The sequence below is a fragment of the Sinorhizobium sojae CCBAU 05684 genome (assembly GCF_002288525.1).
GTDB lineage: Bacteria > Pseudomonadota > Alphaproteobacteria > Rhizobiales > Rhizobiaceae > Sinorhizobium > Sinorhizobium sojae.
The window spans coordinates 2,059,871-2,083,191 of record NZ_CP023067.1 but is presented as its reverse complement, the minus strand read 5'-3'; the positions used below and the strand labels follow the sequence as shown (position 1 = coordinate 2,083,191).

25 protein-coding genes and 2 pseudogenes are annotated in these 23,321 nt (G+C 61.1%); 16 read left to right on the top strand and 11 right to left on the bottom strand.

Going from position 1 to position 23,321, the window contains the following annotated elements; genetic code table 11:
- Positions 1-38 precede the first annotated feature (38 nt).
- From SJ05684_RS10270 to SJ05684_RS29600, 4 genes are read left to right on the top strand one after another with little or no spacing between them, the layout of a single operon-like run.
- On the top strand, positions 39-530 hold the full coding sequence (locus SJ05684_RS10270) for a hypothetical protein (RefSeq protein ID WP_034851015.1): 492 nt from the start codon (positions 39-41) through the stop codon (positions 528-530).
- Entirely contained in the window at positions 472-999 is a 528-nt protein-coding gene (locus SJ05684_RS29990; protein WP_162098795.1) for a hypothetical protein, read from the top strand. Before SJ05684_RS10270 ends, SJ05684_RS29990 begins: the two co-directional genes overlap by 59 nt.
- A gap of 36 nt (positions 1,000-1,035) precedes the next feature.
- Positions 1,036-1,389, top strand: coding sequence for a hypothetical protein (locus SJ05684_RS29605; protein WP_157211940.1), 354 nt, complete (start codon positions 1,036-1,038; stop codon positions 1,387-1,389).
- Positions 1,390-1,417: 28 nt separating this feature from the next.
- On the top strand, positions 1,418-1,666 hold the full coding sequence (locus SJ05684_RS29600; protein WP_157211939.1) for a hypothetical protein: 249 nt from the start codon (positions 1,418-1,420) through the stop codon (positions 1,664-1,666).
- Here the strand turns inward: SJ05684_RS29600 and SJ05684_RS10255 are convergent.
- Both SJ05684_RS10255 and SJ05684_RS10250 read right to left on the bottom strand, forming a co-directional pair.
- Positions 1,660-1,872, bottom strand: coding sequence for a hypothetical protein (locus tag SJ05684_RS10255; protein ID WP_034851003.1), 213 nt, complete (start codon positions 1,870-1,872; stop codon positions 1,660-1,662). The two genes, SJ05684_RS29600 and SJ05684_RS10255, sit on opposite strands and share 7 nt — an antisense overlap.
- Before the next feature lie 107 nt (positions 1,873-1,979).
- On the bottom strand, positions 1,980-3,140 hold the full coding sequence (locus SJ05684_RS10250; RefSeq protein WP_157747891.1) for a site-specific integrase: 1,161 nt from the start codon (positions 3,138-3,140) through the stop codon (positions 1,980-1,982).
- A gap of 411 nt (positions 3,141-3,551) precedes the next feature.
- Between SJ05684_RS10250 and SJ05684_RS10245 the strand changes: the two are divergent.
- Positions 3,552-3,668, top strand: a pseudogene (locus SJ05684_RS10245) (SH3-like domain-containing protein); the annotation flags it as partial.
- Positions 3,637-4,023 (top strand): annotated as a pseudogene (locus tag SJ05684_RS10240) (nitrile hydratase accessory protein); the annotation flags it as partial. The pseudogenes SJ05684_RS10245 and SJ05684_RS10240, both read left to right, overlap by 32 nt.
- 33 nt (positions 4,024-4,056) lie before the next feature.
- On the opposite strand, the gene SJ05684_RS10235 reads toward SJ05684_RS10240, so the two are convergent.
- Positions 4,057-5,145, bottom strand: coding sequence for an AbrB family transcriptional regulator (locus tag SJ05684_RS10235; RefSeq protein WP_034851166.1), 1,089 nt, complete (start codon positions 5,143-5,145; stop codon positions 4,057-4,059).
- 316 nt (positions 5,146-5,461) lie between these two features.
- On the opposite strand from SJ05684_RS10235, the gene SJ05684_RS10230 reads away from it, so the two are divergent.
- Complete coding sequence (locus SJ05684_RS10230) at positions 5,462-6,589, top strand: ATP-dependent DNA helicase (protein WP_034851164.1); 1,128 nt, start codon at positions 5,462-5,464, stop codon at positions 6,587-6,589.
- A gap of 63 nt (positions 6,590-6,652) precedes the next feature.
- On the opposite strand, the gene SJ05684_RS10225 is transcribed toward SJ05684_RS10230, so the two are convergent.
- Positions 6,653-7,285: a LysE family translocator gene (locus SJ05684_RS10225; RefSeq protein WP_034850999.1), complete on the bottom strand. Its 633-nt coding sequence runs from the start codon at positions 7,283-7,285 to the stop codon at positions 6,653-6,655.
- 330 nt (positions 7,286-7,615) lie between these two features.
- Here SJ05684_RS10225 and SJ05684_RS30380 point away from each other — a divergent pair, with 330 nt between their 5' ends.
- From SJ05684_RS30380 to SJ05684_RS10195, 6 genes are all read left to right on the top strand, one after another.
- Positions 7,616-10,681 carry an ATP-binding protein gene (locus tag SJ05684_RS30380; protein ID WP_034850998.1) on the top strand — a complete coding sequence of 1,022 codons (3,066 nt, stop codon included), beginning with the start codon at positions 7,616-7,618 and terminating at the stop codon, positions 10,679-10,681.
- A gap of 55 nt (positions 10,682-10,736) precedes the next feature.
- Positions 10,737-11,876: a YcaO-like family protein gene (locus SJ05684_RS10215; protein ID WP_374188699.1), complete on the top strand. Its 1,140-nt coding sequence runs from the start codon at positions 10,737-10,739 to the stop codon at positions 11,874-11,876.
- A 7-nt stretch (positions 11,877-11,883) separates the two neighbouring features.
- Positions 11,884-12,645: a TfuA-like protein gene (locus tag SJ05684_RS10210; protein ID WP_034850996.1), complete on the top strand. Its 762-nt coding sequence runs from the start codon at positions 11,884-11,886 to the stop codon at positions 12,643-12,645.
- A 34-nt stretch (positions 12,646-12,679) separates the two neighbouring features.
- Positions 12,680-13,864: a gluzincin family metallopeptidase gene (locus SJ05684_RS10205; protein ID WP_034850994.1), complete on the top strand. Its 1,185-nt coding sequence runs from the start codon at positions 12,680-12,682 to the stop codon at positions 13,862-13,864.
- A gap of 21 nt (positions 13,865-13,885) precedes the next feature.
- Entirely contained in the window at positions 13,886-14,554 is a 669-nt protein-coding gene (locus tag SJ05684_RS10200) for a hypothetical protein (RefSeq protein WP_034850993.1), read from the top strand.
- A 275-nt stretch (positions 14,555-14,829) separates the two neighbouring features.
- Positions 14,830-15,753, top strand: a complete 924-nt coding sequence (locus tag SJ05684_RS10195; RefSeq protein WP_050979902.1) for an NAD(P)H-binding protein — start codon at positions 14,830-14,832, stop codon at positions 15,751-15,753.
- A 42-nt stretch (positions 15,754-15,795) separates the two neighbouring features.
- On the opposite strand, the gene SJ05684_RS10190 is transcribed toward SJ05684_RS10195, so the two are convergent.
- The 5 genes from SJ05684_RS10190 to SJ05684_RS10170 form a co-directional block, all read right to left on the bottom strand.
- Complete coding sequence (locus SJ05684_RS10190) at positions 15,796-16,137, bottom strand: EF-hand domain-containing protein (RefSeq protein ID WP_034851158.1); 342 nt, start codon at positions 16,135-16,137, stop codon at positions 15,796-15,798.
- Between the two features lie 17 nt (positions 16,138-16,154).
- Complete coding sequence (locus SJ05684_RS10185) at positions 16,155-16,397, bottom strand: hypothetical protein (protein WP_034850991.1); 243 nt, start codon at positions 16,395-16,397, stop codon at positions 16,155-16,157.
- A 475-nt stretch (positions 16,398-16,872) separates the two neighbouring features.
- Positions 16,873-17,550: a MerR family transcriptional regulator gene (locus SJ05684_RS10180; protein WP_034850990.1), complete on the bottom strand. Its 678-nt coding sequence runs from the start codon at positions 17,548-17,550 to the stop codon at positions 16,873-16,875.
- 485 nt (positions 17,551-18,035) lie between these two features.
- Entirely contained in the window at positions 18,036-19,136 is a 1,101-nt protein-coding gene (locus tag SJ05684_RS10175) for a hypothetical protein (RefSeq protein WP_034850988.1), read from the bottom strand.
- Positions 19,137-19,428: 292 nt separating this feature from the next.
- Positions 19,429-20,127, bottom strand: a complete 699-nt coding sequence (locus SJ05684_RS10170; protein WP_034850987.1) for a DUF899 family protein — start codon at positions 20,125-20,127, stop codon at positions 19,429-19,431.
- Between the two features lie 310 nt (positions 20,128-20,437).
- On the opposite strand from SJ05684_RS10170, the gene SJ05684_RS10165 reads away from it, so the two are divergent.
- Positions 20,438-21,190 carry a pyridoxine 5'-phosphate synthase gene (locus tag SJ05684_RS10165; protein WP_034850985.1) on the top strand — a complete coding sequence of 251 codons (753 nt, stop codon included), beginning with the start codon at positions 20,438-20,440 and terminating at the stop codon, positions 21,188-21,190.
- Between the two features lie 148 nt (positions 21,191-21,338).
- Positions 21,339-21,542 carry a GDCCVxC domain-containing (seleno)protein gene (locus SJ05684_RS10160; protein WP_034850984.1) on the top strand — a complete coding sequence of 68 codons (204 nt, stop codon included), beginning with the start codon at positions 21,339-21,341 and terminating at the stop codon, positions 21,540-21,542.
- 10 nt (positions 21,543-21,552) lie between these two features.
- Here the strand turns inward: SJ05684_RS10160 and SJ05684_RS10155 are convergent, their stop codons facing one another.
- Together SJ05684_RS10155 and SJ05684_RS10150 are read right to left on the bottom strand one after the other, a co-directional pair.
- Positions 21,553-22,191, bottom strand: a complete 639-nt coding sequence (locus SJ05684_RS10155; RefSeq protein ID WP_095694249.1) for an NrsF family protein — start codon at positions 22,189-22,191, stop codon at positions 21,553-21,555.
- Position 22,192: 1 nt separating this feature from the next.
- The gene (locus SJ05684_RS10150; protein ID WP_244426581.1) at positions 22,193-22,720 is read right to left on the bottom strand and encodes a sigma-70 family RNA polymerase sigma factor; all 528 of its coding nucleotides are present in this window, start codon (positions 22,718-22,720) and stop codon (positions 22,193-22,195) included.
- 271 nt (positions 22,721-22,991) lie between these two features.
- On the opposite strand from SJ05684_RS10150, the gene SJ05684_RS10145 reads away from it, so the two are divergent.
- On the top strand, positions 22,992-23,315 hold the full coding sequence (locus tag SJ05684_RS10145) for a BufA1 family periplasmic bufferin-type metallophore (RefSeq protein ID WP_034850978.1): 324 nt from the start codon (positions 22,992-22,994) through the stop codon (positions 23,313-23,315).
- Positions 23,316-23,321 lie beyond the last annotated feature (6 nt).

Sequence of the window (23,321 nt, the reverse complement as noted above, 5' to 3'; positions counted from 1 at the left end):
CCGCCAAAATTGATTTTCAAAAACAGGAGATATTTCATATGACAAGAATTCCCGATCTTATCCCGGAAGACGCCGTTACCGTTGCCGCTACCCCGGCATACACCGCTTGGAAGAGCGCAGACAGCACCGAAGCTTGGATGATGATGCTCATGAACCTTCCGGGCAAATTTGTTACGGAAAGAATTCTGATCGATGTGGTTCGGCGCATTTACGAAGACGGCGGTTATGCAGAGAAGGTCACCATTCCAGATGGTCGCGCACTTGGTGTTGAGTATGGAAAACGGCTTAATGTCTACGAACCTACTGACTTCGTGGTGACGGACTACGGCACATTAGAGATTGTTGACCTGAAGCGGAACGAAATTGACGCGCTCGCGGAACCTTTCATTGCCAATCTGAAAGAAGGCATTGAATCACTTGGCAAGCTCTTCGAAGAATCCGGCTTTGACAATGACGCTGGTGAATTCCTGCTTGAACGCGCTCGTCAATGGCTCGCATGGGAAAAAGCCCGCACCGCCACTCCCGCTTAATCCCCGCCAAGCACACCAATTTTCTAAATATTTCCGTTCCGGTGCTGAGAGGGTGGACATCATCCAATGCGGCACAATACCGATGCAGCGCCGGAACACCTTCGTTTTCAAAGACAGGAGATTTAAAGCCAAAATGACAAACGAAACCCCCGCCGAACTCCATTTCCTTGCCGGGAAAACGCTTCAGGTCGTAGATGCAAGCGAAGTGCTTGCCGATCTTCAGCCGGGGAAGCGCATTACCCTTGTGCGTGGTGATAAGCTTGCTGAAGCTCTTACCGAGAAGACAGAAGCCGAAACCCCCGCCAAGCCCGCTACCGTCACCGAAGCAGAGTTGTTCAATGAAGCTCTGTCGTCTCTTCGCGGTGTCGTGCGTGGCGAATATCGTGCCGATCCTGCTTGGCTTGAAGCAATCACATTCCAGCTTCAGAATGCCGAGTATCTTGCTCATGTAACAAAGCGCGCTGAATAATCCACGCCAGACATAACCACCAACGAAAAACCCGCCGTGATTGGCGGGTTTCGTTTATTTGGCTGTCGCATTCCGCAAGTCCTCTATCGAGCGCTGAAACTCGTCATTGATCCGTTGTTGCAGTCCGTCAATATCCCCGAAGTCAATCCCATCGATCCGATAGACATCCGAGACGAATTCGGACTCGGTCGCGGCAAACCGTTCGTTCAGGAACTTGTTCGCCTTTGCGAGCGCTTCGGCATCGCGTTGCATCGTCTCGATAGTCTTGGACTGCTCGTCAACGGCAAGCTTGTACGTGGCGTTCTGTTGCTCAAGAACGGCGATTTCAGCAAGGGTGATGCGGCGGTATATCGCGAAGCCGGACGATGTCGCTACGAGCAACAGGATTAAGCAGATTATGAGATACAGGGAGAATTGGTTGAGCATCGGCTATTTATGCAAAACCCCGCCGTTGATCGCAGCGGGGTTCGGAGAAGGTTGCCGTCATGGTGGTTTTATCCACCAGCCTTCCATTTATCATGCGTTGTCCGGATCATCCGAGTATCGCGCCGCCCCATTCGTGACCCGCCAAAAAGAGCAATGCCGCCCAAACGAGCGCTTGCCAGTAGGTGAATTGAACCATGTGGTTTTCGATCTTCATTTTCCTCTCCTGTCTGTTCTCTATTGAGTGATCACCAAATCAGGCACCTCAATTCCGAATGCCTCTTTGATGTCGTCGGCAATTGCTTTTCTGTGAAGCGCCCTTGTGCGTGCCGCCTGAATATACCCGTCTCGCATTAGGTCGTTGATGATCAGGTCATAGAGCCTGAAAAATCGTTCGCGCTTCTTCGTGTTCCTGATCAAGCCTTCGTAGGTGAATTCCAGTTCCTGCAATTTTCATATCCGTCGTAGGATATGACGTGGTCATAATAAAATAGTGCATTGCTGCTTTCGCTTTCGTCATATTGTTGATGTTAAAAGGTTCGGGTTTCTCGTGCTCGTTATGCGTCTGCCGGTAGTGCGTCCTCCAATGCTTTTTTCATGTTTTTGAGCCAAACGGGACCGCCATAATGTGCCCCCATTCCTTCCGTCGCGTGCCCCATAATGGCATTCTGGAATTGGTCTTTTGCTTCGCTATTGCGTAGAAGCGTCACGAGACGATGCCTGTAACCCGCGAATGATTTGTCGGGAACAACCGGCTTAATTAAGGCGTAAGCTGCTCTGTAAACTCTTCCGGGTCCGTTCGGGTCGCGGTAGTCAGCAAATCCGGAAGGGTACTGTTTCATAGCATCCAGAGCAACGCCAATAAGGGGCAAGTCGCGTTCGCGTTCATCGGTTTTTAGGGATGCACGAAATTCATTCGGGCGAAGCTTGATGTGCGGAATCTCCGCATCAAGAACGATATCGGACGGTGCCAAGAAGCAAAGTTCGGTGACGCCAGCGCCGGTATTTTCGGCGACAAGCATCATTGCCTTGAATTGCTGATTGCCCTTGAAGGTGTCCAGTTTTACCCGAATTGCCCGCGCTTCGTCATTGGTGAAGTGCAGTCGTGCAGCGTCGTCCTTGAAGCCGGTGATCCTCTTGACCTTATCGAAGGGGTCTTTGAAATCGCCTTCGTAATCCGTTTCCATAACTTCGCGGATCATTTGGCGCAAATTCATCAGATATTTGTTTCCAGCATCGCTCTTGAATTCGCCGTTCTCGACGCAAGCGACAAGCTTTGCGCGGTACTCGACAATGTCCTTTTTTGTCAGCTTTGTTATGTCGCGGTCACCCATTTTTGCGATGAAGAATTCAGCCGTGCGTTCAAATTTCCGCCAGATGACTTGCGCCTGAACCTCGTTTTTGCCCGCCACTTTATCGGGCTGGATTTCCTTGTATCGAGCGTAGAGCTTTGATGCGGATAGGGCGGGAACATCAATCGCACCACCAAAGGCGGCGCGCTCAATAGCGTTCGGCTGAATCAGGTCACGAGCGGTTAGGAGCTTCGAAAGCATGGCAACGCTGTCTTCGACCGATGCCGCCTGAAATTGTTCAGCAGGGCGATATTCGAAGCCGAGATATCCAGCCGCTTCCTTCGTCCGCTCAAAGGTGAGTTCGCCCGTATCGGTCGCCTGACACATCGCCGTGTATTGCTCGATCAGCGGACCGAGCTTTATCAAGGCTGTCTTCCGATCCGTGACGGGTACACCGAGCGACTTCCGGATTTGAGCCTTACCGCCAAAGCGTGCCTTCTGGTCCTTCGGGACAGTGAAGAGGAAATAGAACCACCCGTTCCGTTCCTGTAGATATGTGCCGTATTGTCTTGCCATAGCGAAATATTGCCGCCCGGAGCGGTCCTTAATTCAAAACTGTTTATTATGGAATGTTGCTCATTAGAGCGAGTCCACCTACAGTGTCAAGAAGTATTCTTGCTTTCGGCAATATCTCGGAAAGTTGTTTTCAAAACATATTTTGCTGTTGCTTGGTCGGAACTGCACATTAGCAAGTCCGGAAATTCACACTGAAGTGCACAGAAATTCACACTTTCGCGCCTAAGCGTTGAAAACATTGAGTTTTTCCCTCTTTTTTCGGACCCGCAATGGGTCTATACGGTCGTGTTCGATGGGCCCGAGATCTGGGGCGAGGGGGCCGATCCTTCGCTCACCGTCTCGGTCGATGCCTGGGAGAGTTATCTTGAGCGCGTGTAAGACGTCCTCTCCGCTCGTCGCCTCTGCCGGGCTGCCGAAAACCGTCGACGGCGAACCGGTCTTCGCCGAGCCCTGGCAGGCGACAGCCTTCGCGATAACCGTGCGTCTCCACGAGCGGGGCCTGTTTTCGTGGGATTCCTGGGCCGAAGCCCTGTCCGCCGAGCTTCACAAGCCGGGACGCATGGCGGATGGCAGCGACTACTACGATTGCTGGGTGGCCGCACTTGGCGGCCTGCTGACGAAGCTTTCCGTCGCCTCCGGCCCGGAACTCGACGCACTCACCCGAAGCTGGCAGCGCGCCGCGGAGGCGACGCCGCATGGAAGGCCGATCGTCCTGGGGAACGATCCGCTGCGGCGGGCTGATGCGGCTTGGCACGATCGAGTCCACTCACGCCCGATCGGCGACGAAGCGGGCGAGCACGGGGCCGATCAGTGTGATGATCAACAGGCGCGCCGTTTGCAGTGCCATTACGAAAGGGAGATCGACATCGCTGGAGGCGGCGATGACGGCGATCGAATCGAGGCCGCCGGGGCTGGTGGCAAGATAGGCGGTCAGGGGATCGATGCCGACCGCCTTGATGAGCAGCAAGGCGAGCAATCCCGAAAAGGCCATGAGCACGAGGATGGAGACGACCGTCGGCAGGAAGGCGCGGCGCGCATGAGCCACGATCGAGCGGGTGAAACCGAGGCCGATATTCCAGCCGAGAAGAGCGAATGACAGCGCCAGCAGCCATTGCGGCAGTTCGATCGTCAAAGTGCCGCTGACATTCAGCGCTGAACCGATGGCGAAGGGGACGAGAAAGGCGCCGGCGGGCACGCGCAGCACCTTGCCGAGAAGCCCGCCGGCGACGCCGACCGCGAGTGTCGCAAGGAAGGGAAGGGCGGCGATCGGCTCGAACCAGGCGGTCGGCTGTCCGGCTTCTGCGCCGCTGACCCAGAAATGGGCGACCAGGGCCGCGGCGCTCGCCACGAAGACGACGCGCAGATATTGCATGAAGGCGACCAGTCGCACGTCCGCCCCATAGGCGTCGGCCATCAGCAACATGGTCGAGGCGGCACCGGCCGAGGATCCCCAGATCGCCGTCGTGCCCGGCAGGATGCGCATCCGCGTGATCGTCCAGCCCGAGAGCGTGCTGACGCTGATCACCGAAAGGATGACGGCGAGGAAAAGGGGCCAGTTGCCGGAAAGGGTTGCGAACAGGTCCGGCCGCATCGAGCCGGCGATCATCATCGCCAGGATGAACTGGACGCAGAAGAAGAACTGGCGCGGCAGGCGGATCGTGCCGCCGTTCATGCCGACGATGGCGCCCGCCGCCATCGGCCCCATCAGCAGGCCGGCCGGAATGCCGATCGCCTCCAAGACGGCGGCGAAGACCAGGGAGAGAGCAACGAGCACGAACCATTGAACCGCCTGGTGCAGATGCCCCATCCCGGCATTCTTTGGCGGCATCGGCGTGGCAGGCTGTTCCGGCTTCACGGTCATACTCCGGCGGGGGATCGCATGGGGCGCGTGTTGCGCATTCTGCGGTCGCCGCTTGGTTAGCAGCATTGATCGTGCCCGCTCAAGGTGGACTGCAAGATTCCACCACAGCGATCGCCGAAGAGGATGGCCCGCGGACTGCAGCGCATGAGGCCGATCGGCTGCCCTTGGCGGCAGAATATTCCGTGTGAGCGCCTATTTTCGGAATGACAGCGCCGCAGGGCGCTGTAGCACGGCCGCCTCCGGTCTTGCCGGCCGCCTGATGTCCAAATCCGGGCTTGCGCCGAGCCCCCGAATCCTGACACTGCAAGGCATGCAGTTCGCTCCGCAACAGGACGAGGCCCTGAAGGCCGTTTCGCGCTGGCTGAAGGAAGGCCGCTCACAGCTTTTCCGGCTGTTCGGCTATGCCGGCACCGGCAAGACGACTCTTGCGCGGCATTTCGCCGAGCATGTCGATGGCGACGTATTGTTTGCCGCCTTCACCGGCAAGGCCGCGCAGGTGTTGCGCTCGAAGGGCGCAAGCAATGCCAAAACCATCCACTCGCTGATCTACCGGCCGCGCGGGGAGGAGGAGGTGGCGGATGAGGAAACCGGCAAGACCTCGATCGCGCCGATGTTCGCCATCAACCGCCAGAGCCCCGTCGCAAAAGCGGCGCTGATCATCGTCGACGAATGCTCGATGGTGGACGAGGCGCTCGGCAAGGATCTGATGAGCTTCGGCACGCCCATCCTCGTGCTCGGCGATCCGGGGCAATTGCCGCCGGTGTCGGGCGGCGGGTTCTTCACCAATCAGGAGCCGGATTACCTGCTCACGGAGATCCACCGGCAGGCACGCGACAACCCGATCATCCAGCTCGCCATGCAAGTGCGCGAAGGCAGGGAGATCACGCATGGCGACTACGGCACGGCGCGGGTGATCTCCAAGGCGGAGGTGACGCAGCCCCTCGTATTGGAGGCCGACCAGGTGCTTGTCGGCACCAACCGCACGCGGCGGCGCTATAATCAGCGCCTGCGCGAGTTGAAGGGCTTTACCAGCGACTATCCGCAATCGGGCGACAAGCTCGTCTGCCTCAGGAACGATCCGGCCAAGGGCCTGCTCAACGGCTCGCTCTGGCAGGTGATGAGTTCGTCGAAGGAAACCGTGAAGCCGGGGATCAACCTGATGATCCGCCCCGAAGACGACGACATGGATCGCGGCGCCGCCAAGATCAAGCTCCTGAAGGCGGCTTTCGAGGATGTCGAGGGCGAGATTCCCTGGTCCACGCGCAAGCGCTACGACGAGTTCGACTATGGCTATGCGCTGACGGTGCACAAGGCGCAGGGCTCACAGTGGGACAATGTCGTCCTCTTCGACGAGAGCTTTGCCTTCCGCGACACGCGCGAGCGCTGGCTCTATACCGGCATCACCCGCGCGTCAGAACGGTTGACGATCGTCCGGTGATGCTTGGTTAAGGGGCCGCACGTCTTATTGGACGCTCCGAAAACCGATATTCGGGCCGATGCGCTACCCCTTCTGAAAGGCGAGATGCGCCCCCAAGCCAATAAGCGTAGCGCCGCCGGCGCGCTGAACAAGACGCTGCGCCCGCGATGAGCGCTTCAGGCTTGACACGACGGTACCGGCGAGCGCCACGCAGACGATGTCGGCCGATGAGAAGATCAGGTTGACGATCGTCCCCAGGGCGACAAACTGCACCCATACGGGAATAGTCGAAGCAACATCGATAAATTGCGGCAGGAAGGCTACGAAGAAGATTGCGGTTTTGGGATTGAGAACCTCGACTGCGATGCTTTCAAGCAATGCGCGCTGACCGGACCTTTTTTGGGCTTCCGGCACTGCGACATGGCCCTGCATCCTGGCGCGGAAGAGCGATAAGCCGAGCCAGATCAGATAGGCGGCGCCGGCCAACTTGACGCCCAAATACAAGGCGGGAACGGCGTGAAAGAGGACGGAAAGTCCTGCAGCGGCGGCAACGACGTGCACATAGCCGCCTATATGGATACCGAGTGCAGCCATCAGGCCGGACCAGCGCCCGCGCGCCATTGTCTGGGCTGCAGCGTAGAGCATGGCCGGCCCCGGAATATAGGCGAAGAAGGCTGTTGTGATGAGAAAGCTGATCAGCAATCCGGTCGACGACACGATCTCTGTCCCTCTTGCAGTGCCCAATAGCGCCCTTCGACTATAACGATAAACAATGGGGCGTCCACAAGGAAAAGTTGATCAACCTTCATCTTTCTTGTTTGCCGCTCTGTGGGCCCTTTGCGCCTGGATTGCTAATGAGCGGTTGCATGCAACCTGTCGCCGATTGACATCGGCCCGTTCGACCGTCAGCCTTTGCCTGCAATTTTGGACGCGCGGCAGCGGTCAGCTCGGTTCAGGTCACCAACAGGAAATACGGGAAAGCAATACTTTTTGCATTTGGGGCGGGCGCGCCGCAGCGAGGTGTGTCGCGGAAGGCGGGGGTGGTGCATGCTGCGCGAAAGCGGGACCAGGACACCACGGAGAGCGGCCGGGCGCGGAGGGCGCGCGGGCAGTTCCTTTGCGCAGGGAGGCGAGCGGCGCATCGTCACGGCGCTCTGCTATGATCTCGTCGGGTCGACCGATCTCCTGCATCTCATGGACATGGAGGACTATCAGGATCTGATGTCCGCCTTTCAGCATGCGACGAGGCAGTCCATCGCTGCTCAATCCGGCGTCATTCAGCACGAGGCCGGCGACGGCGGGGTTGCGCTTTTTCCGATCGAACTCGACGCAAGGGATGCCGCATCGCTTGCGATCCGGGCAGGGCTCGGGATCGTCGATGCCTGCAAACGGGTCGGTCGCGAGGGCGGGCGGGAGGATTTGGGTGTTCGCGTCGGTATCGCCACGTCCATCGCGCTCGTCCGCGACCAGTCGCAGGAAAGCGGGACGGAAGAGCCGGTGACCGGCGCCGCGCTCGCCATGGCCACCCGGCTCGAGGCCATCGCCGATCCCAACAGCGTTCTCGTTTCCGAGGACACGCGGAACCTCGCTGGGCGCTCGCATGCCTTCGTGTTCCAGGGCAGCAAGACACTCAAGGGCTTTGCCGAACCCGAAAAGGTCTGGCGTGCGCTCGGACACAAGATCGAAGTCGACCGCTTCTATGCCTATGGCAGGGTCACGGGCCCCCTTATCAATCGCGAAAGCGAATTGGCTGCCATCGGCTCCCTCTGGGACGGCGTCTTGGGTGGGCGCGGGGCGGTTGCCCTGATTGAGGGCGAGGCCGGGATGGGCAAGTCGCGGCTGCTGCGCGAACTGCGCAGGCGGACCCGCGACTGGCGCGCGAATCTCCTCTTCTTCCAGTGCCTGCCGGGTGGGTTGCGCTCGACGCTGCATCCGCTGCTGCATAGTTTTCCTGCTGAAACCGGACAGATGGGCCCCACGGCGGCGGCAGTGCAGGCCCTCTTCGAGCGCAACGGCATAGTGGACGCGGAAGTCACCGATGTCTTTACCTATCTGCTCGGAGCACAGGGGCCAGGTCAGCCCCTGCAGAACGATAGCCCCAGTACGATCCGCGAGAAGGCATATCGCGCCGTCGATCGCGCGCTTGAAGCGATCTGCCGAAACGGGCCGGTCGTCATCGCTGTCGAGGACATCCACTGGATCGATCCCACATCCCGGGATCTGCTCGGCGAGGCCGCACGCATCATTTATCGATTCCCCGCGTTCCTCGTCCTGACGTCGCGTCCCGGCCTGCCCCTGGAATGGCTCGACGCGGCAAAACCCAGGCGGCTGCCGCTACGGCCGCTCGACCGCGACGAGACAAGATTGGCGATAAAGGCCAAATGGCCGCAGCACCGGCTGGAGGCGCTTCCAGAACTCTTCGAGGTGACGGAACGGATTTCCGGCGGCGTTCCTCTCTTCATCGAGGAGATCTGCCAATGGGTGGCTGAGAATGTCGACGCCGGCAGGAAGAGCCTGTCGGAGAGCTTCAAGCCGACGCATTTGTCGGCATTCGAGGCAATCCTCGACGCTCGGCTGGAGCATCTGGGCTCGGCGCGAGAGGTGGCGCGCGCAGCGGCCGCCGCCGGCACGCATGTGACCTTGCCGCTGCTTCGCGCGTTGCTGCCCGACTTCGGCAAGAAGGCTATCGCAGCCGCGGCAGACACGCTCTGCGAGACCGGATTCCTGACGCGTATCCGGGTGCCCGGACCGATCGCCTACGGCTTTCGCCACGTGCTGATCCAGGAGACGATCTATAACGCGCTCCTGCGCAAGCAGCGGCAGGTGCTGCATCGGCGCCTCTATGCCGCCGTCGGTGAAAATCGTTCGATGGCGGCGTGGATCGATACGGGGAGACTGGCCGAGCATGCGGAACGGGCCGGGCTCCTTGAGGAGGCTATCGACCTGTACATTGCGGCCGGAAAGGAAAGCTCGAGCCGCTCGGCGATGATAGAGGCGCGGCAATATCTGGAACACGCTCTTACCCTTTGCGGCCGGTGTGGCCAGGGACGCCAGCTCGAGTCACGGCAGCTTTCGGCGCTGACGGCGCTGGGGCCGATCCTCACGGGCCTTGTGGGCCTGAATTCACCGCCCGCCCGCAAGCTTTATGAAGACGGCGTCGAGATCGCCCGCCGACGGCCGATGGAGGAGCAGGCGAACTGGTTTCCGATCTATTGGGGCTGGTGGCTCACGGGTTCCGATTTCCGCGTCATGCACGATCGCGCGCTGGAGGTGCAGTCGATGCTGGCGACGACCGAGGACCCGGAAATCCAACTCCAGGTCAACCATTGCATCTGGGCAATCGATTTCAATCTCGGGCGGCACCGCGAGACGCAGGAGGCGATCAAGGCGGGCCTGGCGCTCTACGACCTGCGACGCGCGCAGAAAAGCCGCACGGAATTCGGTGGCCATGACGCGAAGGTCTGCGGTCTCGGACAATTGGCGCTTTCCCTGTGGCTGACGGGGCGGACGAAGGCATCGGATGCTGCGCTTTCGCGGATGATCGTATTCGTCGACCGGATCGGCCACGTCCCGAGCAAGGCGCATTCGCTCGATACCGAGGCGGTCTCCGCCTTCTATCGGGACGATTTCGAGCACCTCGCCCATATCTCGGAGCGCATGGCGGAGTTTGCCGGGAAGCACGGGATGCAATCTCTGTCCGGCCTGGCGCTCTTGTTCCGAGGTTGGGCGGAGGCGCACAGGGGAGATCTTGCAAGCGGGCACAAGCGATTACGTGACGGATTGGAGCTTTTGAGAAGCCTCGGCGCGGTCGCGGATTTGCCGATCTATCTTTACATGCATGCAAGCCTGTTGGGGCGTGCCGGAAGTTTCGCGACCGCCATCGAGGTTGCGGACGAAGCGATCGCAAAGGTGAAGGAAACCGGCCATGCCTATTGGTTGGCGGAGCTGCACCGTTGCCGGGCGGTGCTCAAGTCCCGGGCCGGCGCGCAAAAAGACGCGCTTGGGGCCGACCTCGGTGCCGCCGCCGACATTGCCGAAAGCCAGGGTGCAAGGGCGCTCATCAGGCGCGCCCGGCGGTCGATCCGGGAGCTTGGTGTTGTTGTCCGGAAGTGAACGAACGAGCCAGACCGAGGTTCTCACCGGCCTCCGTGACGCGATCAATTCCGGTTTGCATCTTCCGCTCGCTCATCGCAAAGCTACCGAAGACATGGGCAGCCGCTTTCACGCGCTTTTGCATCTCTGCCGTGCTGCACGGATCACCCGGATCGGTGAACTGACAGGCCTCGACCGCGTCGGATTGCCCGTGGTGCAGGCCGTCAGGCCCGCCGCTCTCTCCGAAGTGACGGCCCTCGGGCGCGGCCTGTCGAGAGAAGAGGCGGCAGTGGGTGCAATCATGGAAGCGCTTGAGCGCTACTTCGCAGAATCCATTCCGCCGGAGCGGATCTTCGTCGCGACCGCCGACGAACTCGGAATCGCCGAAGGATTGTTCGAAAATCTCCTGGTGGAAGAGCAAGCGGTAGATTGGCGTTCGAGGCGCATTCGATGGATCTCCGGCCTCGATGTCGTGAGGGGGTCTCGACTGCCGGTGCCGCTGGAGCTCGTGCACACCTGTTATACCGATCCGCCTCCCGAATATGATGGCCTTTTCCAGAGGACGACGACGGGCCTCGCCTGTCACTGCGACGGCCACCGCGCGTTCCTGCACGGCCTTCTCGAATGTGTCGAGCGGGACGCCATCGCCCGAGCCTTTGCGACCCACGGCTTCTTCGATCGCACGCGCATCGCCATTACCGGTCTTGGCGATGGGGTCGAACACATCCTCTCGGTCGCCGGTTGCTGCGGCGTCTCCTTCGGGCTTTGGCTCGCCCCGTCGCCGACGGGCATTCCGGTCGTCTGGTGCCAGACGATCGAAACAGGCGCCGGAGAGCCGATCCTGGCGCTTCCGACCGAAGGCTATGCGGCGGGCTCCGACCTCGCGACGGCGGCTTCGAGTGCTATGCTGGAGGCGCTCGCAGCGCGGGCGGGGGCGATCTCCGGCGCGCGCGACGATCAAACGCGCAGGCACTACAGGAGAAGCCGCGACGCCGTCGTGGCGATGGCTCGCCAACTTATCGTTGAGGCGACGCCACCGACCACTGCGGCAGCGGAACCGGGCGCGGCGAGCGATCTCGCATCGCTTATCGACAGCATCACTTCCGCAGGGTTGGGCCCGATCCTGGCCGTGCCGGTCGGAAGGGATGAGGAAACCGGCGTGGAATGCGTGCGAACCGTCCTTGCCGGCGCCCGCCCGTTCTTCGAGTTGCGGTGAGGAGGAGATGGCCGACACGAAGGTCGATAGTCCGATCCTGGTCTTCCTTGGCCCGACGCTGCGTCTCACCGAGGCGCAGTTTACGCTCGACGCCGTCTACCTGCAGCCCGCCGCGCAAGGGGATATCCTGCTCGCCGCCCATGCCTTTCGTCCGCGCGCCATGGTGCTGATCGACGGCCAGTTCGAGGACCGGCCCGCTGTTCGCCACAAGGAGATCCTCTGGGCGATGGCGCAGGGCATCGTGATGATCGGCGCCGCCAGCATGGGCGCGCTCAGAGCGGCGGAGCTCAACGACTTCGGCATGATCGGCGTCGGCCTCATCTACCGGTGGTATCGGCGCTTTAGGCTTGCTCCGGACGATGCTGTGGCCGTCCATTCCGGACCGGCGGAGCTCGGCTTTCCACCGCTGACCGACTCGCTGGTCGATCTGCAGCGGACCTCTTCCGCGCTGATGCGCGAAAAGCGCATCACACCCATCGAGCGCGACGAACTCACCAAGGCCGCGCGAACCCTCAATTTCCGCGACCGCACCCTTGCGGCTGTGCTGGACAGGGCAGGCTGGCCCCCGGAGACGGCGCAAGCGCTTCGACAACAGATGGTCGGCCAGAAGAGGCTGGACGCCATTGCTGCGCTGCAGAGCGCGCCGGCGCTTGCGCATCAGGCAAGTACCACTCGGCGGTTTCCCGGGTGGGTGGCGACGAACACCTTCCTCAGGGACCTTGAAGCCGGCGGCATTGACATAAAATTAGTAAACACTTATAAATTGTAGCCGCCGGATTTTCCAATCAGGGGGCAAATGTGCGATGCGCTTGCTTCGGGACGAGGCCCTCCAGTCCGACGACGGGCGTCTAGGCACACGCTTCTGGATTTTCCCCCAACCTCCCTTCATTCCCGGTTACGAGCAGCCGGACCGTGTCTGGCTGTCGATCCCTGCGGATGAGATCGGGCCGGGCCCCAGTGACGCGACAATGTACGTCGTCGATCCGCTCTTCGAAAAGCGTCCATACGGTCTCGACCGCTTGCCGCCGTTCGACGAGCCAGGTCGCCCACCGGTCCGGCCTGGTCCGGACCGCCACTTCGACAGCATTTCGCCCGATGCACGCGAGTTTCTTCCCGTGCATGCCTATGCCTGCGTCCGGTTCGTTCTCCAGGTCTGGCAGAGCTATATCGGCCGTCCGGTCCGCTGGTTTTTCGACCAGACTTTTCCGCGACTCGAAATCGTTGCCCATGTGAACTGGGACAACGCTCAGGCGGGTTACGGCTTTCTCGAACTTGGGATTTCAGACACGGATGGAATCCGGAGGCCCTATGCGCTGAACTTCGATACGATCGCCCACGAGGTCGGGCATCTCATACTCCTCTCCGAGACCGGTGTGCCGACGTCACTTTCGCGCGGAGCCGACTTCTTCGTTTTCTCGGAGGCATTTTCCGATATCGTGTCGCTGATCTCGTTCCTGCATTTCGACACCGCCGTCGACCGGCTGCTGCGGCGAACGAGAGGCAATCTTTTGATTTACAATGAACTCAATCGCTTTGCCGAGACGAGTCCGGAGACCCAGGTCCGTCTCGCCACCAATTTTCGCCGCATGTCAGAGGTGACCGGCGAGGTACATGACCGGGCACTTCCCTTCATCGGCGCCATCTTCGATACGATCGTCGAGCTCTATCACAGTGAGTTGGTTCAGCGCGGCTGTGCGGACGGACGGCTCCTCGACGTCGATCTGCGGGAATTGGATCAGCTTGATTTCGATCGGTTCCGTGCGGCAACGGCGGAGGCCTTTCAGGCCCGGCCGTTAGCGTTCGAGCAGGCGCTGACCGCCGCCCGCGACGCAGTGGGCCAGGCGCTTGCCGCCTCGTTGAGGGGGCTCGAACCGAATACCCTCACACTCGCCGGCGCGGCGCATGCTGTCGTCGCCGCGGCTGATGTCGCGACCGCCCCTTTGCTGGAAATCAATTTCGCGTGGCGAGAGATCATAGGTCGAAGATGAAGTTGACGGAAGGAGAGGAGCATGAGTGATTGTTGCTGTAATCCCGGTGTGGGCGCGCAGGAAAATCTGCCCGAACCGGAATACGAAACCTACAACCCCAGCGAAGTGCGTCTGTATGGACGACCCGCCGTGAGCAGGCCGGCAGTCAGCGAGGAAAACGCCCGGAAAATTAAAGAGGGCCTTACAAGAGGGGGCATAAAGGATGAGGACGCCGAAAAAGCCTATGATGTTGTGTTGAACGTAATCGAAGATCTTTTTGTCAGCCATCATAGGCGGCAAATCATATTATCCGCCGTCGATTCCCAGGGCCGCCTGATAACTCTTCCTGTTGATTTGAACATACCATCCAAGAATTATGAGGCCGAGGGCGAGCATTACATCAAGAGCATTGGTGTCATATATGGCTATGCCTATGAGGGGCACTGCTACAAACTGCCGAAGCCGCAGATCATGTATCTGCCGTCGGAGCCACGGGCGATTCTCGGTAGCGATTGTGGGTGCGATTGCGGCTACGTCCCCGAACTCGGTTACGCGGTGTGGCAGTTCGACAAGCTGGAACGCGTCGTTGCTCTCGACGTCCGTTCCGATGACTTGAATACCTTGGTCCTCGACGAGAACATGCCTGGAAACCGGTCACCTATGGCCTATGCACAGACCATGGCCCTGGCGCCGCAGCGCCATCGTGACTAGCGCATCGAGCTTTCCGAAAATCGTACCCGATTTTCGGAAAGCTCGATGCGCAGCTTCAAAGTTAACTGCGACTTTGCGCGTCTAGAATGATGGGCGGCGTTGTAGCGCACCGGCCAAACCACGATGCGTGGATTCGAGGAACCGCAGTGTCCTTTGCGTCCTGCAGGGCGGGCGCAGTGCTAGGCCTTTGCAAGCCGGGTGACGCAGCGATATTATGTTACTTTTCAGCGCTATCGTCGGTAGCGCCAACGAATAAGATCGTCGAAAGATCGGCCATGATCCTGGTGACGGGAGCTTCGGGTTACGTCGGCGGCACCGTGTTGCGGCGGCTTGCGGAAAGCGGCAATGCGGTTTCCGCCATGGTGCGCAATCTCGGGCGGGCGGCGCGTGTCGAGGATGCCGGCGCGCCAATAAGGATTGCCAATTATGACGAGCCGGCGAGCCTCGTACGGGCATTTTCGGGCGTCGACCGCCTCGTCTTCGTCGCGAGCGACGGGCAGGCGCGGGCGGTGATGCGCCACCACGCAAACGTCGTCGACGCGGCGGCGACGGCCGGTGTCGGCCACGTCATCTTCACGAGCATCACGGACATCGACGCGTCGTCGGGCTTCTATTTCACGCCGGTCTATCGGGATGCCGAACGCCGGCTGCGTGCGTCCGGAATGAAATGGACCATCCTCCGATGTGGCCTTTATGCGGACCTCATCCTCTCGCATTGGATCCGGCCGGCGCTTGCGAGCGGCGAAATGGCGTTGCCGGTCGCAGATGCGCGCGTGGCACCGATTGCCCGCGCCGACGTGGCGGAGGCAATGGCTGCGGTTGCGGCCGCCGGCGGCGGCGATGGCAGGGTTCATGAGCTGACCGGACCGATTGCCTATTCGTTCGGGGAAATTGCCGCAGCGGCGGCCCGCGCTTTTAGCCGGCCAATACGATACACGCCCGCGTCACCGGCCGACTACCTCACGCGCCTCTGGGCCGAGATGGCGGATCCATGGCCACACGCCTTTGCAAGCCTGTGCAGATCCATCACGGAGCGGCGCTATGCGTGCGTCTCCGGCGACTTCGAGGCTTTGCTGGGGCGGCCCGCCGCGCACTTCGAGGACTTTCTCCGCAGAACGGAACCGACGACAGAACCCCTGCCAGCCATTCAAACTGCAGGGCGACCCTGCGCATCTGACAAGACGCGCGGCTCTGTATGACGGGCAGCCACGACGGCAAGCGGTCCGCCGGTTCACTCTCACCTACTGCAAGCTGCCGTCGCCGCTGCGATCCGCCGCTTCGAAGTCCGCCATTACGCGGTTCAGGAACTCTTCCTGGGCAACGGTGCCATCGCCATCGGCGTCCGTGGCGGCGAATTGCTGCGCATTCAGCGTCTGCGCCGCCTCTTCGCGGCTCAGCATCCCGTCCTTGTTCTTGTCCAGGTTGGCGAAGGCCGAGGTCATGAAGGCCTGGTATTCGGACCGGTCGACCGCCCCGTTGCGGTCGCGGTCGAGCCGATCCAACTGGCCCTGTTTCATGGCTTGCGCTTGAGCCGCGGCTGTGCTGAACGCCAAAATTGCCCCCAGCAGGACTGCGCTCTTCATCATCCCGACCCTTTGCATCATATGCAGGTCAAGGCGTTGCCGCCTGCAGCGCCCAGCGTAGCGCCGGAGCCAACGGCCCAGAGCTGACCGGTACCGGAACCGATGGTCGCGCCGACAAGGCCGCCGACGACCGCGCCGCCGACCGTGCCGGCTATGCAAGCGAATTCGTTTCCCGTCGTTCCCTGAGAGAACATCGCGGATTGGCAGCCAGAGAGGGCCAGGCCGCCTGCGAGAATGAAAGTTATGGTGCGCTTGTTCATATTTTCCTCCAAGTATACCCGTCCGTCTGCGACACAGATCGCCGGAGGCGCCATTGAATGGCGTCGGATGGAAATAGGCTTCCGAGTATGACCCTCGCGTTGTGGGGAGGGGGTTCGTTCCGGTCGGAAGCACCTCATTGACAAGACGTCTCGGGACCCTCGTCAAAGACGTGTGGATCCGTGTGAATGCTACTGCCGCCAAGGGGCAATGACAACTCTTCGGGAGTTTTCTGCTCGTCAATTATTGCGACAGATCGTTTCGGTCCGTGTCGCCACCGCTACGGCATGTCTCCGTAGGGACGCCGCAATTCGAAGAGCTAAAGCGACCTTTGCGCGTATGAAAAGGCGCTGCGGAACTCGGGCTGGCTCGGAGGAGAGCCTTGCCGTACCGCAACCGACGAGGCAGCAAAAGGCTGCTTTCGTATTCCCTGGGCGTCTGGTGAGATGCGCGCCGCTCCAGGTTCTGGTTCAATCGCTATTCCGGCGCAATCATGCCGGCGAGCACCGCCTTGGCCACGGCCTGAAAGCGATTATGGGCGTCGAACTTGTGGATGAGGCCGGCTTCGAGCGTGACTGCGGCTTTCAGGTCCATGTCCATGAGCGCGGCGATGCGCGCGGCCGGGTAGCCCTCGGCCATGAAGCCGAGGCACTCGGCTTCAATCGGCGAAAGATGCACGTCCAAGCTGGCGGAAACGTCACCGCATTCGCCTGCGGCGGTCTCGAGGAGTTCGGCTATCCGCTGCATCTGCCGGCGCAGGATCGACTGCTGGGCGGCGAGTTCGCGCCGACGGGCACGCAGCGCTGCCTCGAAAAGCCCATCGGCCTCCGCCTGGCTCGTTGCTCCATCGAGCCCCGTCATCAGGTCCTGGATGGCGGCGATCGGCATATCGATTTCCCGGCAGGCGTTGATCACGGCCATGCGGCGGATATGCGCCCCGTCATAGACGCGCATGGGACCGATTCGCGCGGCGTTGAGCAATCCCTTCTCCTCATAGAAATGCAGGGTCCGATGCGTCACGCCGAAGGCCTCTGCCATCTCGGCGATGGCGAGCCAGTCGCCTGACCCCTGATAGGGAACGGACAGCTTCGGCAAAAACCCGGCAGGGCCGGATGTCTCCCCGTGACCGGCATGTTTCCAAGAATCTTGCGGCATTCCCACGTCCCCGTTTGGCGTCCTACACGACCGGAGAGAGGAGGTGATGTTCCCCGCCTCCGGGCATTCGTCCGGCGTTGCCGCCGACCTGCTTGCTTCGCGAGGCACATCGTGCACGGGCACGGATACTTCAGACAAATGTGCTTGCCCTGAGGTCGGCGTCAGGCAGACGCCGAGCGTTTCCGGACTGGAGTTTTCTGCGCGTTCGGTTGAACGTGCCAAGCTCCAGCGAGCAACCTCCAGCGCCGCGCGTCTTTCCAGACGCAAAGGTCGCTGTAACTCTTGAATCTGCGCATCAAGCTTTCAGCAAATCAGGTACGATTTCGGGCCGATGCGCCAAGCACTAAACTCCAACACCGGAATTCACCGTAAGCGCGAATCAACGAAAAGAACAGGGCTGCCATCGAGATTCGTCTGGTGGTTGTATTCTTCAGAGTCAGTCCACAGTTCAACCGGGACGCGAGGCTTGCCGCCGTCGCGCGGACTCAATGGCCGTTATGTCCGAGCGGACCCTGGGCAGACAGGATGAAAAGAGGCTCGTCGCCCTTCAGAGGGCCGAGCATCTGCTGACAATCCCAAGCCCGCTGAAAACTCTCGCGCGTCAACAGTTTCTTGTAGCGCGCCGTGGCGGTCATGCATTCCATCATAGTGCTCTGGAGGCCTTCCACGGCGGCGTGGGCATAGATCTCGCCATCCAGCGCAAAAAGCTGAGCGGCCAGCGAGGTGATCTCGAAGTGAATATCGGCCTCGCTCGCAAGCTTTTGCGCTGCGACGAATTGTTCCCGGACCGGTATATCTTCGCCGTCATGTCGGAGGGTGATGCGCAGGCCGGGTTCCACCCCGTCATGCCAGGCGATGGTCACCGAAAAGGACAGTGCCTGGTTCACGGCGGCGGGCTCCAACGCCTTGCCGTCGAGATTGCCCTGCGCAAGCGTCTCGTAGCGCTCCGCGGCCGTGCGCAGTGCTGCGGCATATTGCTTGGCGATCTCGTGCCGTCGGCCGACCAGGCCGACCCTGACGGAGGGGAGCCCGCGGACGCTGGCCATCAATCCGTTTGCGAGCTTCGCCTCCGCTTCGATGCCGAGCGTCACCTCCGGCGAGGGCAGGGGCATGAACAGAAGCAACGGCAATGCCGTCAGCACTGCCCATGGCGAGGAGAGGGGGCGCGGCCGCCAACCGCGCTGGCGGGGGCGCCGCTCTGCGCCTGCCGCGGCCGGCGGCGGAGGTGCGGTGACAGCGGGGCGCCGACGCCGGTATTGCGGCACATAGGCACCCTTCGGGATGGCGATCTGCCATTCCTCACCGGCGCCTTCCGTCTCATAGAAGACCTTGAGCAGCTTGCGCAATTTGCCGGCATGCACACGCACGAGCGGGTCGCTGTCGGCGTCGAAGGTCTGGCATCGGCCGAAGACGTCGACCGCGATCGAATAGCCTTTCAACTGGGCGCCTTCGCCGACGATTTCCTTTTCGACCACATAGGCGAGGAAGGCGCGCAGCCGCTCCGACCGCTGAAAGCCGTCGCTGCCGAGAATCCGGGCGAGTGCCGACCGGATGGTCTCGTCGCAGGGCCTTTCGGCTGTCATCATCGATGGGCTCCGAAGCGTGCGGCAGGATGCCGCCAATGGATTGATTTCCAGGACAGGGCAACTTTAACCTGATTCGAAACTTAACCCCAAAGTTAGTGGTTGTCAGGTTTTGCCGACGGAAAATGTGAGCCACTTCTGAAGTGAGGGACGATTCGCACCGAGCCGCTGCACACTCTTGGGCGACATGCATGACAGCGCCGCGCGTCTTTTCAGACGCGCAAAGATCGCTGTAACTCTTTGAACTTGCGCATCGAGCCTTCCGAAAATCGGGTACGATTTTCCGGCCGATGCGTTAGCTGCCATCATAATCTAGCTTCGGATACCAGTCCGTGCCACGGCCTTGGGGCGTGGTGTCGAGCAGCGTCCAGAGGGGATCCACGTCCGGCGCGCCGCGCGGATCCTGTCCGGGATCGGCCATTTCGCCGTTGATTTCGCCGCTCCAGAAATGCCGGATCGTGCCGGCCCGGCGGGTGAAGACGGTGTAACCGGGGACATCTGCATCCTCGGCGCTCACATAATCGCGGGTAAATCTGCCATCGCTATCGGAATAGACCTTCAGTTGCGTCCAGCCGCGCGCCTTCTTGCCCTCGACCAGCCGTTCAATCGGCGAGCGGGCGACCATGGCGAGGGCTACGCGCTGCTCGATGTCCGGCACCTTGCCTTCCAACGAAGCCATGAACGAGGTGCACATCGGGCAAAGCCTTTCGCGTTGCGGCCCGAACATGTAGCTGTAGATGATGAGCGTTGTCTTGTCGCCGAAGAGGTCGGCAAGGGTTACAGGCCCGTTCTCGCCTTCGAATCGGTAGGTCTTCGTGACCTCGCCGCCCGCAGGCAATCGGCGACGCAGTTCTGCCACCCGCTCGATATGGCGTCTCAGCTCGATTTCCTCGGCAAGCAGCGCGTTGCGCGCCTGTCGGTATTCGGCAGTCTCGTTCGGGAAATGGGCGCGGTTCCTTGCGGCCAGCTCGCTTGCGGGGGTCAATGCCGTCATGATCGCTCTCCTCTATGGCAGGATTGCCTGATCGAAGTCTTCCCATGCCATTAACGTTGATATCAACGTACTTGCCTTTTGTCAAAAAGGCGAAACCCGCACTTGCGCGTCGGCCCGAAAATCGTACCCGATTTTTGGAAAGCTCGATGCGCAGATTCAAGAGTTACAGCGACCTTTGCGCGTCTGAAAAGACGCGCAAAGGTCGCTGTTGCCGCGCGGATGGCGATTCCGGTTCGGCAAAATCTGCGGTAGAAGGCTGCTATTAATCGAGTATGCCCCATTTCCGGGGTGCTTCTGCAAAGGTCGCGCCATGTCCGCCAAACTCTCCGTCAATCTCAACGCCGTCGCCATGCTGCGTAACCGGCGCGATCTTCCCTGGCCGTCTGTGACCGGGCTCGGCCGTATCGCCCTTGAGGCGGGGGCGAGCGGGCTCACCGTTCACCCGCGTCCCGATCAGCGCCATATCCGCTTCACCGATCTCCAGCCGATCCGCGACCTGATCGACGACGAGTTCCCGAAAGCAGAATTCAACATGGAGGGCTATCCGAACGAGAGCTTCCTGGAACTCGTCGAGCGGCATGAGCCGGAGCAGGTGACGCTGGTGCCCGACGACCCGGCGCAGGCGACCTCCGACCACGGCTGGGATTTCCGCAAGAACCACAATCTGCTCGGCAATGTCGTCGGCCGGCTCAAGAAGAAGGGCTTTCGCGTATCGCTCTTTGCAGATGGCGACCCGGACCCGGATGCCTTGAAGATCGCCAAGGAAACCGGCGCGGACCGGATAGAGCTCTATACCGGTCCCTATGGCGGCTGCTACGATGATCCGGAAAAGGCGGAGCGGATCGCCCGCGAACTCGGCCGCACGGCGGAGATTGCGCTCGACCTCGGCCTTGCCGTCAATGCCGGCCACGACCTGACGGTCGCAAACCTGCCGCTTCTGGTCGAGCATATCCCCGCGCTCGCCGAAGTCTCGATCGGCCATGGCCTGACCGCGGATGCGCTGGAATATGGGATGGCCGAAACCGTGCGCCGCTTCCGTCGCGCCTGCGGCGAGGCGGTTTGATCCACTTGGACAGAAATCGGCCCGCTTGCTATCATGCCGTACAGCTTTGCGCGTCTTATCAGACGCGCAAAGCTCGCTGTAGCACTTTGAATCGCTGAATGTCATTGTCCTTAAATTGAGGTCGAGGAGACATGCAGTAGAGGCGCAAATGGCGGAACTGATCTCGATTGTGACCTGTCCGGACTGCGGGCATCAATCGGCCGAAACGATGCCTGTCGATGCCTGCCTCTATTACTACGCTTGCAAGGGCTGCGGGCGATCGATCCGGCCAAAGGCGGGAGATTGCTGCGTGTTCTGTTCCTACGGCTCGGTGCCGTGCCCGCCAATCCAGGAAGAGCGGGCGTTTCCCTAAGATAGGCTCGCTACCAGCGGACGATGCGGCGCGCGCCGAGTGCGCCGATGAGCGTCAGCATGGCGATCGCGATGGTGTACCAGGTGGCGACGAACAAGGGCGAATCGTCGGTGCAATGGGCGGCATAGAGCGTCGCCGCGATGCCGCCGGCCGTCAGTCCGGCCATGGCACCCGCCAGCGTCGGATGAGACGGAGCACCGTGGCGCAGTGCAGCGAGCAGCAGTGACAACGGCCCGATGCCGATCAGCGGAATGAAAGTGAGGCAGACGAGGCCGTTCGTTCCGACGAGCCTCGCGGACCACGTCCCTGGCGGTGTGACGGCGAGCTCGACAACAATGGCCGCCACAATCAGCGCCGGCGCGATGGCGAGGCGGGGCAGCAATCCGCGTATGCCCGTTTCCGGCCGGGACTGGGCGCGCAGGAGAGAAAAGGCGCTCGCGGCAAGCGCGATCGTCACGACGAACTTGAAGAGGAAGCGAACCGTTTCCGCCGCGCTGGCGATATCCGTTCGCGGGCCGAGCAGGACGAAGAAGACGACGGCTGCCGTGGCCACGGCAGCCAAGGCAGCCAAGAACCAGGCGCGTGCCATTGTCATGCCGCTCCGCCGGGTGTCTGCCGCAAGTGCCTTGATAAGTTCCTGTGTTTCCATGTCAGTCGCGTCCAAATCTCTTGGCAATGGCGGCAAGGCCGCGATGGAGCGCGACGCGAACGGCCGTTTCCTTCATGTCGAGGCTTCTTGCCGCCTCGGCTATCGTGCGCCCTTCGAGCGAGATTGCCGTCACCACCGAGCGCTGTCCGGGCGACAGCATCTCGAGTGCCCGGTCGATCTCCCAGCCCCTCGCGGTCTCCGTTTCCTCGGCCGCAAGCTGACCTTCCAACTCGCCGATTTCGATCCATGAATGCCGGCCCATCCGCCGAAGGGCGTCGATGAGCTTGTGCCCCGCGACCGCATAGAGCCACGGCATCACCGGGCCGTCGCTCCGCCAGGTGTGGCGCTTCACATGGATCGCCAGCAAGGTTTCCTGGACGATGTCTTCCGGGTCCAGGCCGCCGAAGGTCGTTCGCCGGCGGGCCCAGGCGCGGACGAGCTCCGCAGCCTGCTGGAGGAAATCGCCATAGGCCCGCTCATCGCCGTCAAGGGCGAGGCGGAAAAGCCGGGCGAGATCCTTGTCGTCCACCTTCTTTCCTCCCAATTCGCCGGCTTTCGCCGATTGTTACATCGCCGCCCGCAATTTTCCTCGACTTGCGCGGGAACGGCAATGTTCTCGTACGGCGGCCGATCACGTTCATGGGTTGAAACAGAGTCAAGCCACGTAACGGTGATCTCTCGCGAATCCGCTCTCACAAAAGCGTGTAGACGGGCAAATGTAACATATCCCGCATGGCGACGAATGAGGCTTTGCGTGGCCCCGAAAGCGAGGTGCCACAACCATCAACATGGAGAGTCTCATGTCTGTGAAATCCTCGATCAACTCGGCGATGCTGGCCGGTGCCGTTGCGGCTGCCGTGTCGTCCTTTGCTGTCGCCGCGCCGCTGTCGGAAGCCGAAGTCAAAGCGGCAATGGATGCCGGCAAGGAGAAGTGCTACGGCGTTGCGCTGGCGGGGCAGAATGATTGCGCGGCCGGCCCGGGCACGACCTGCCAGGCCACCTCGACGGTCGATTACCAGGGCAATGCCTGGAAGTTCGTGGACGGCGGCACCTGCACGACGATGGAACTGCCGGGCGGACGCACGGGCTCGATGGAGCCGCTCTCGCGCGACATTCCGTCTTAAGCCGAA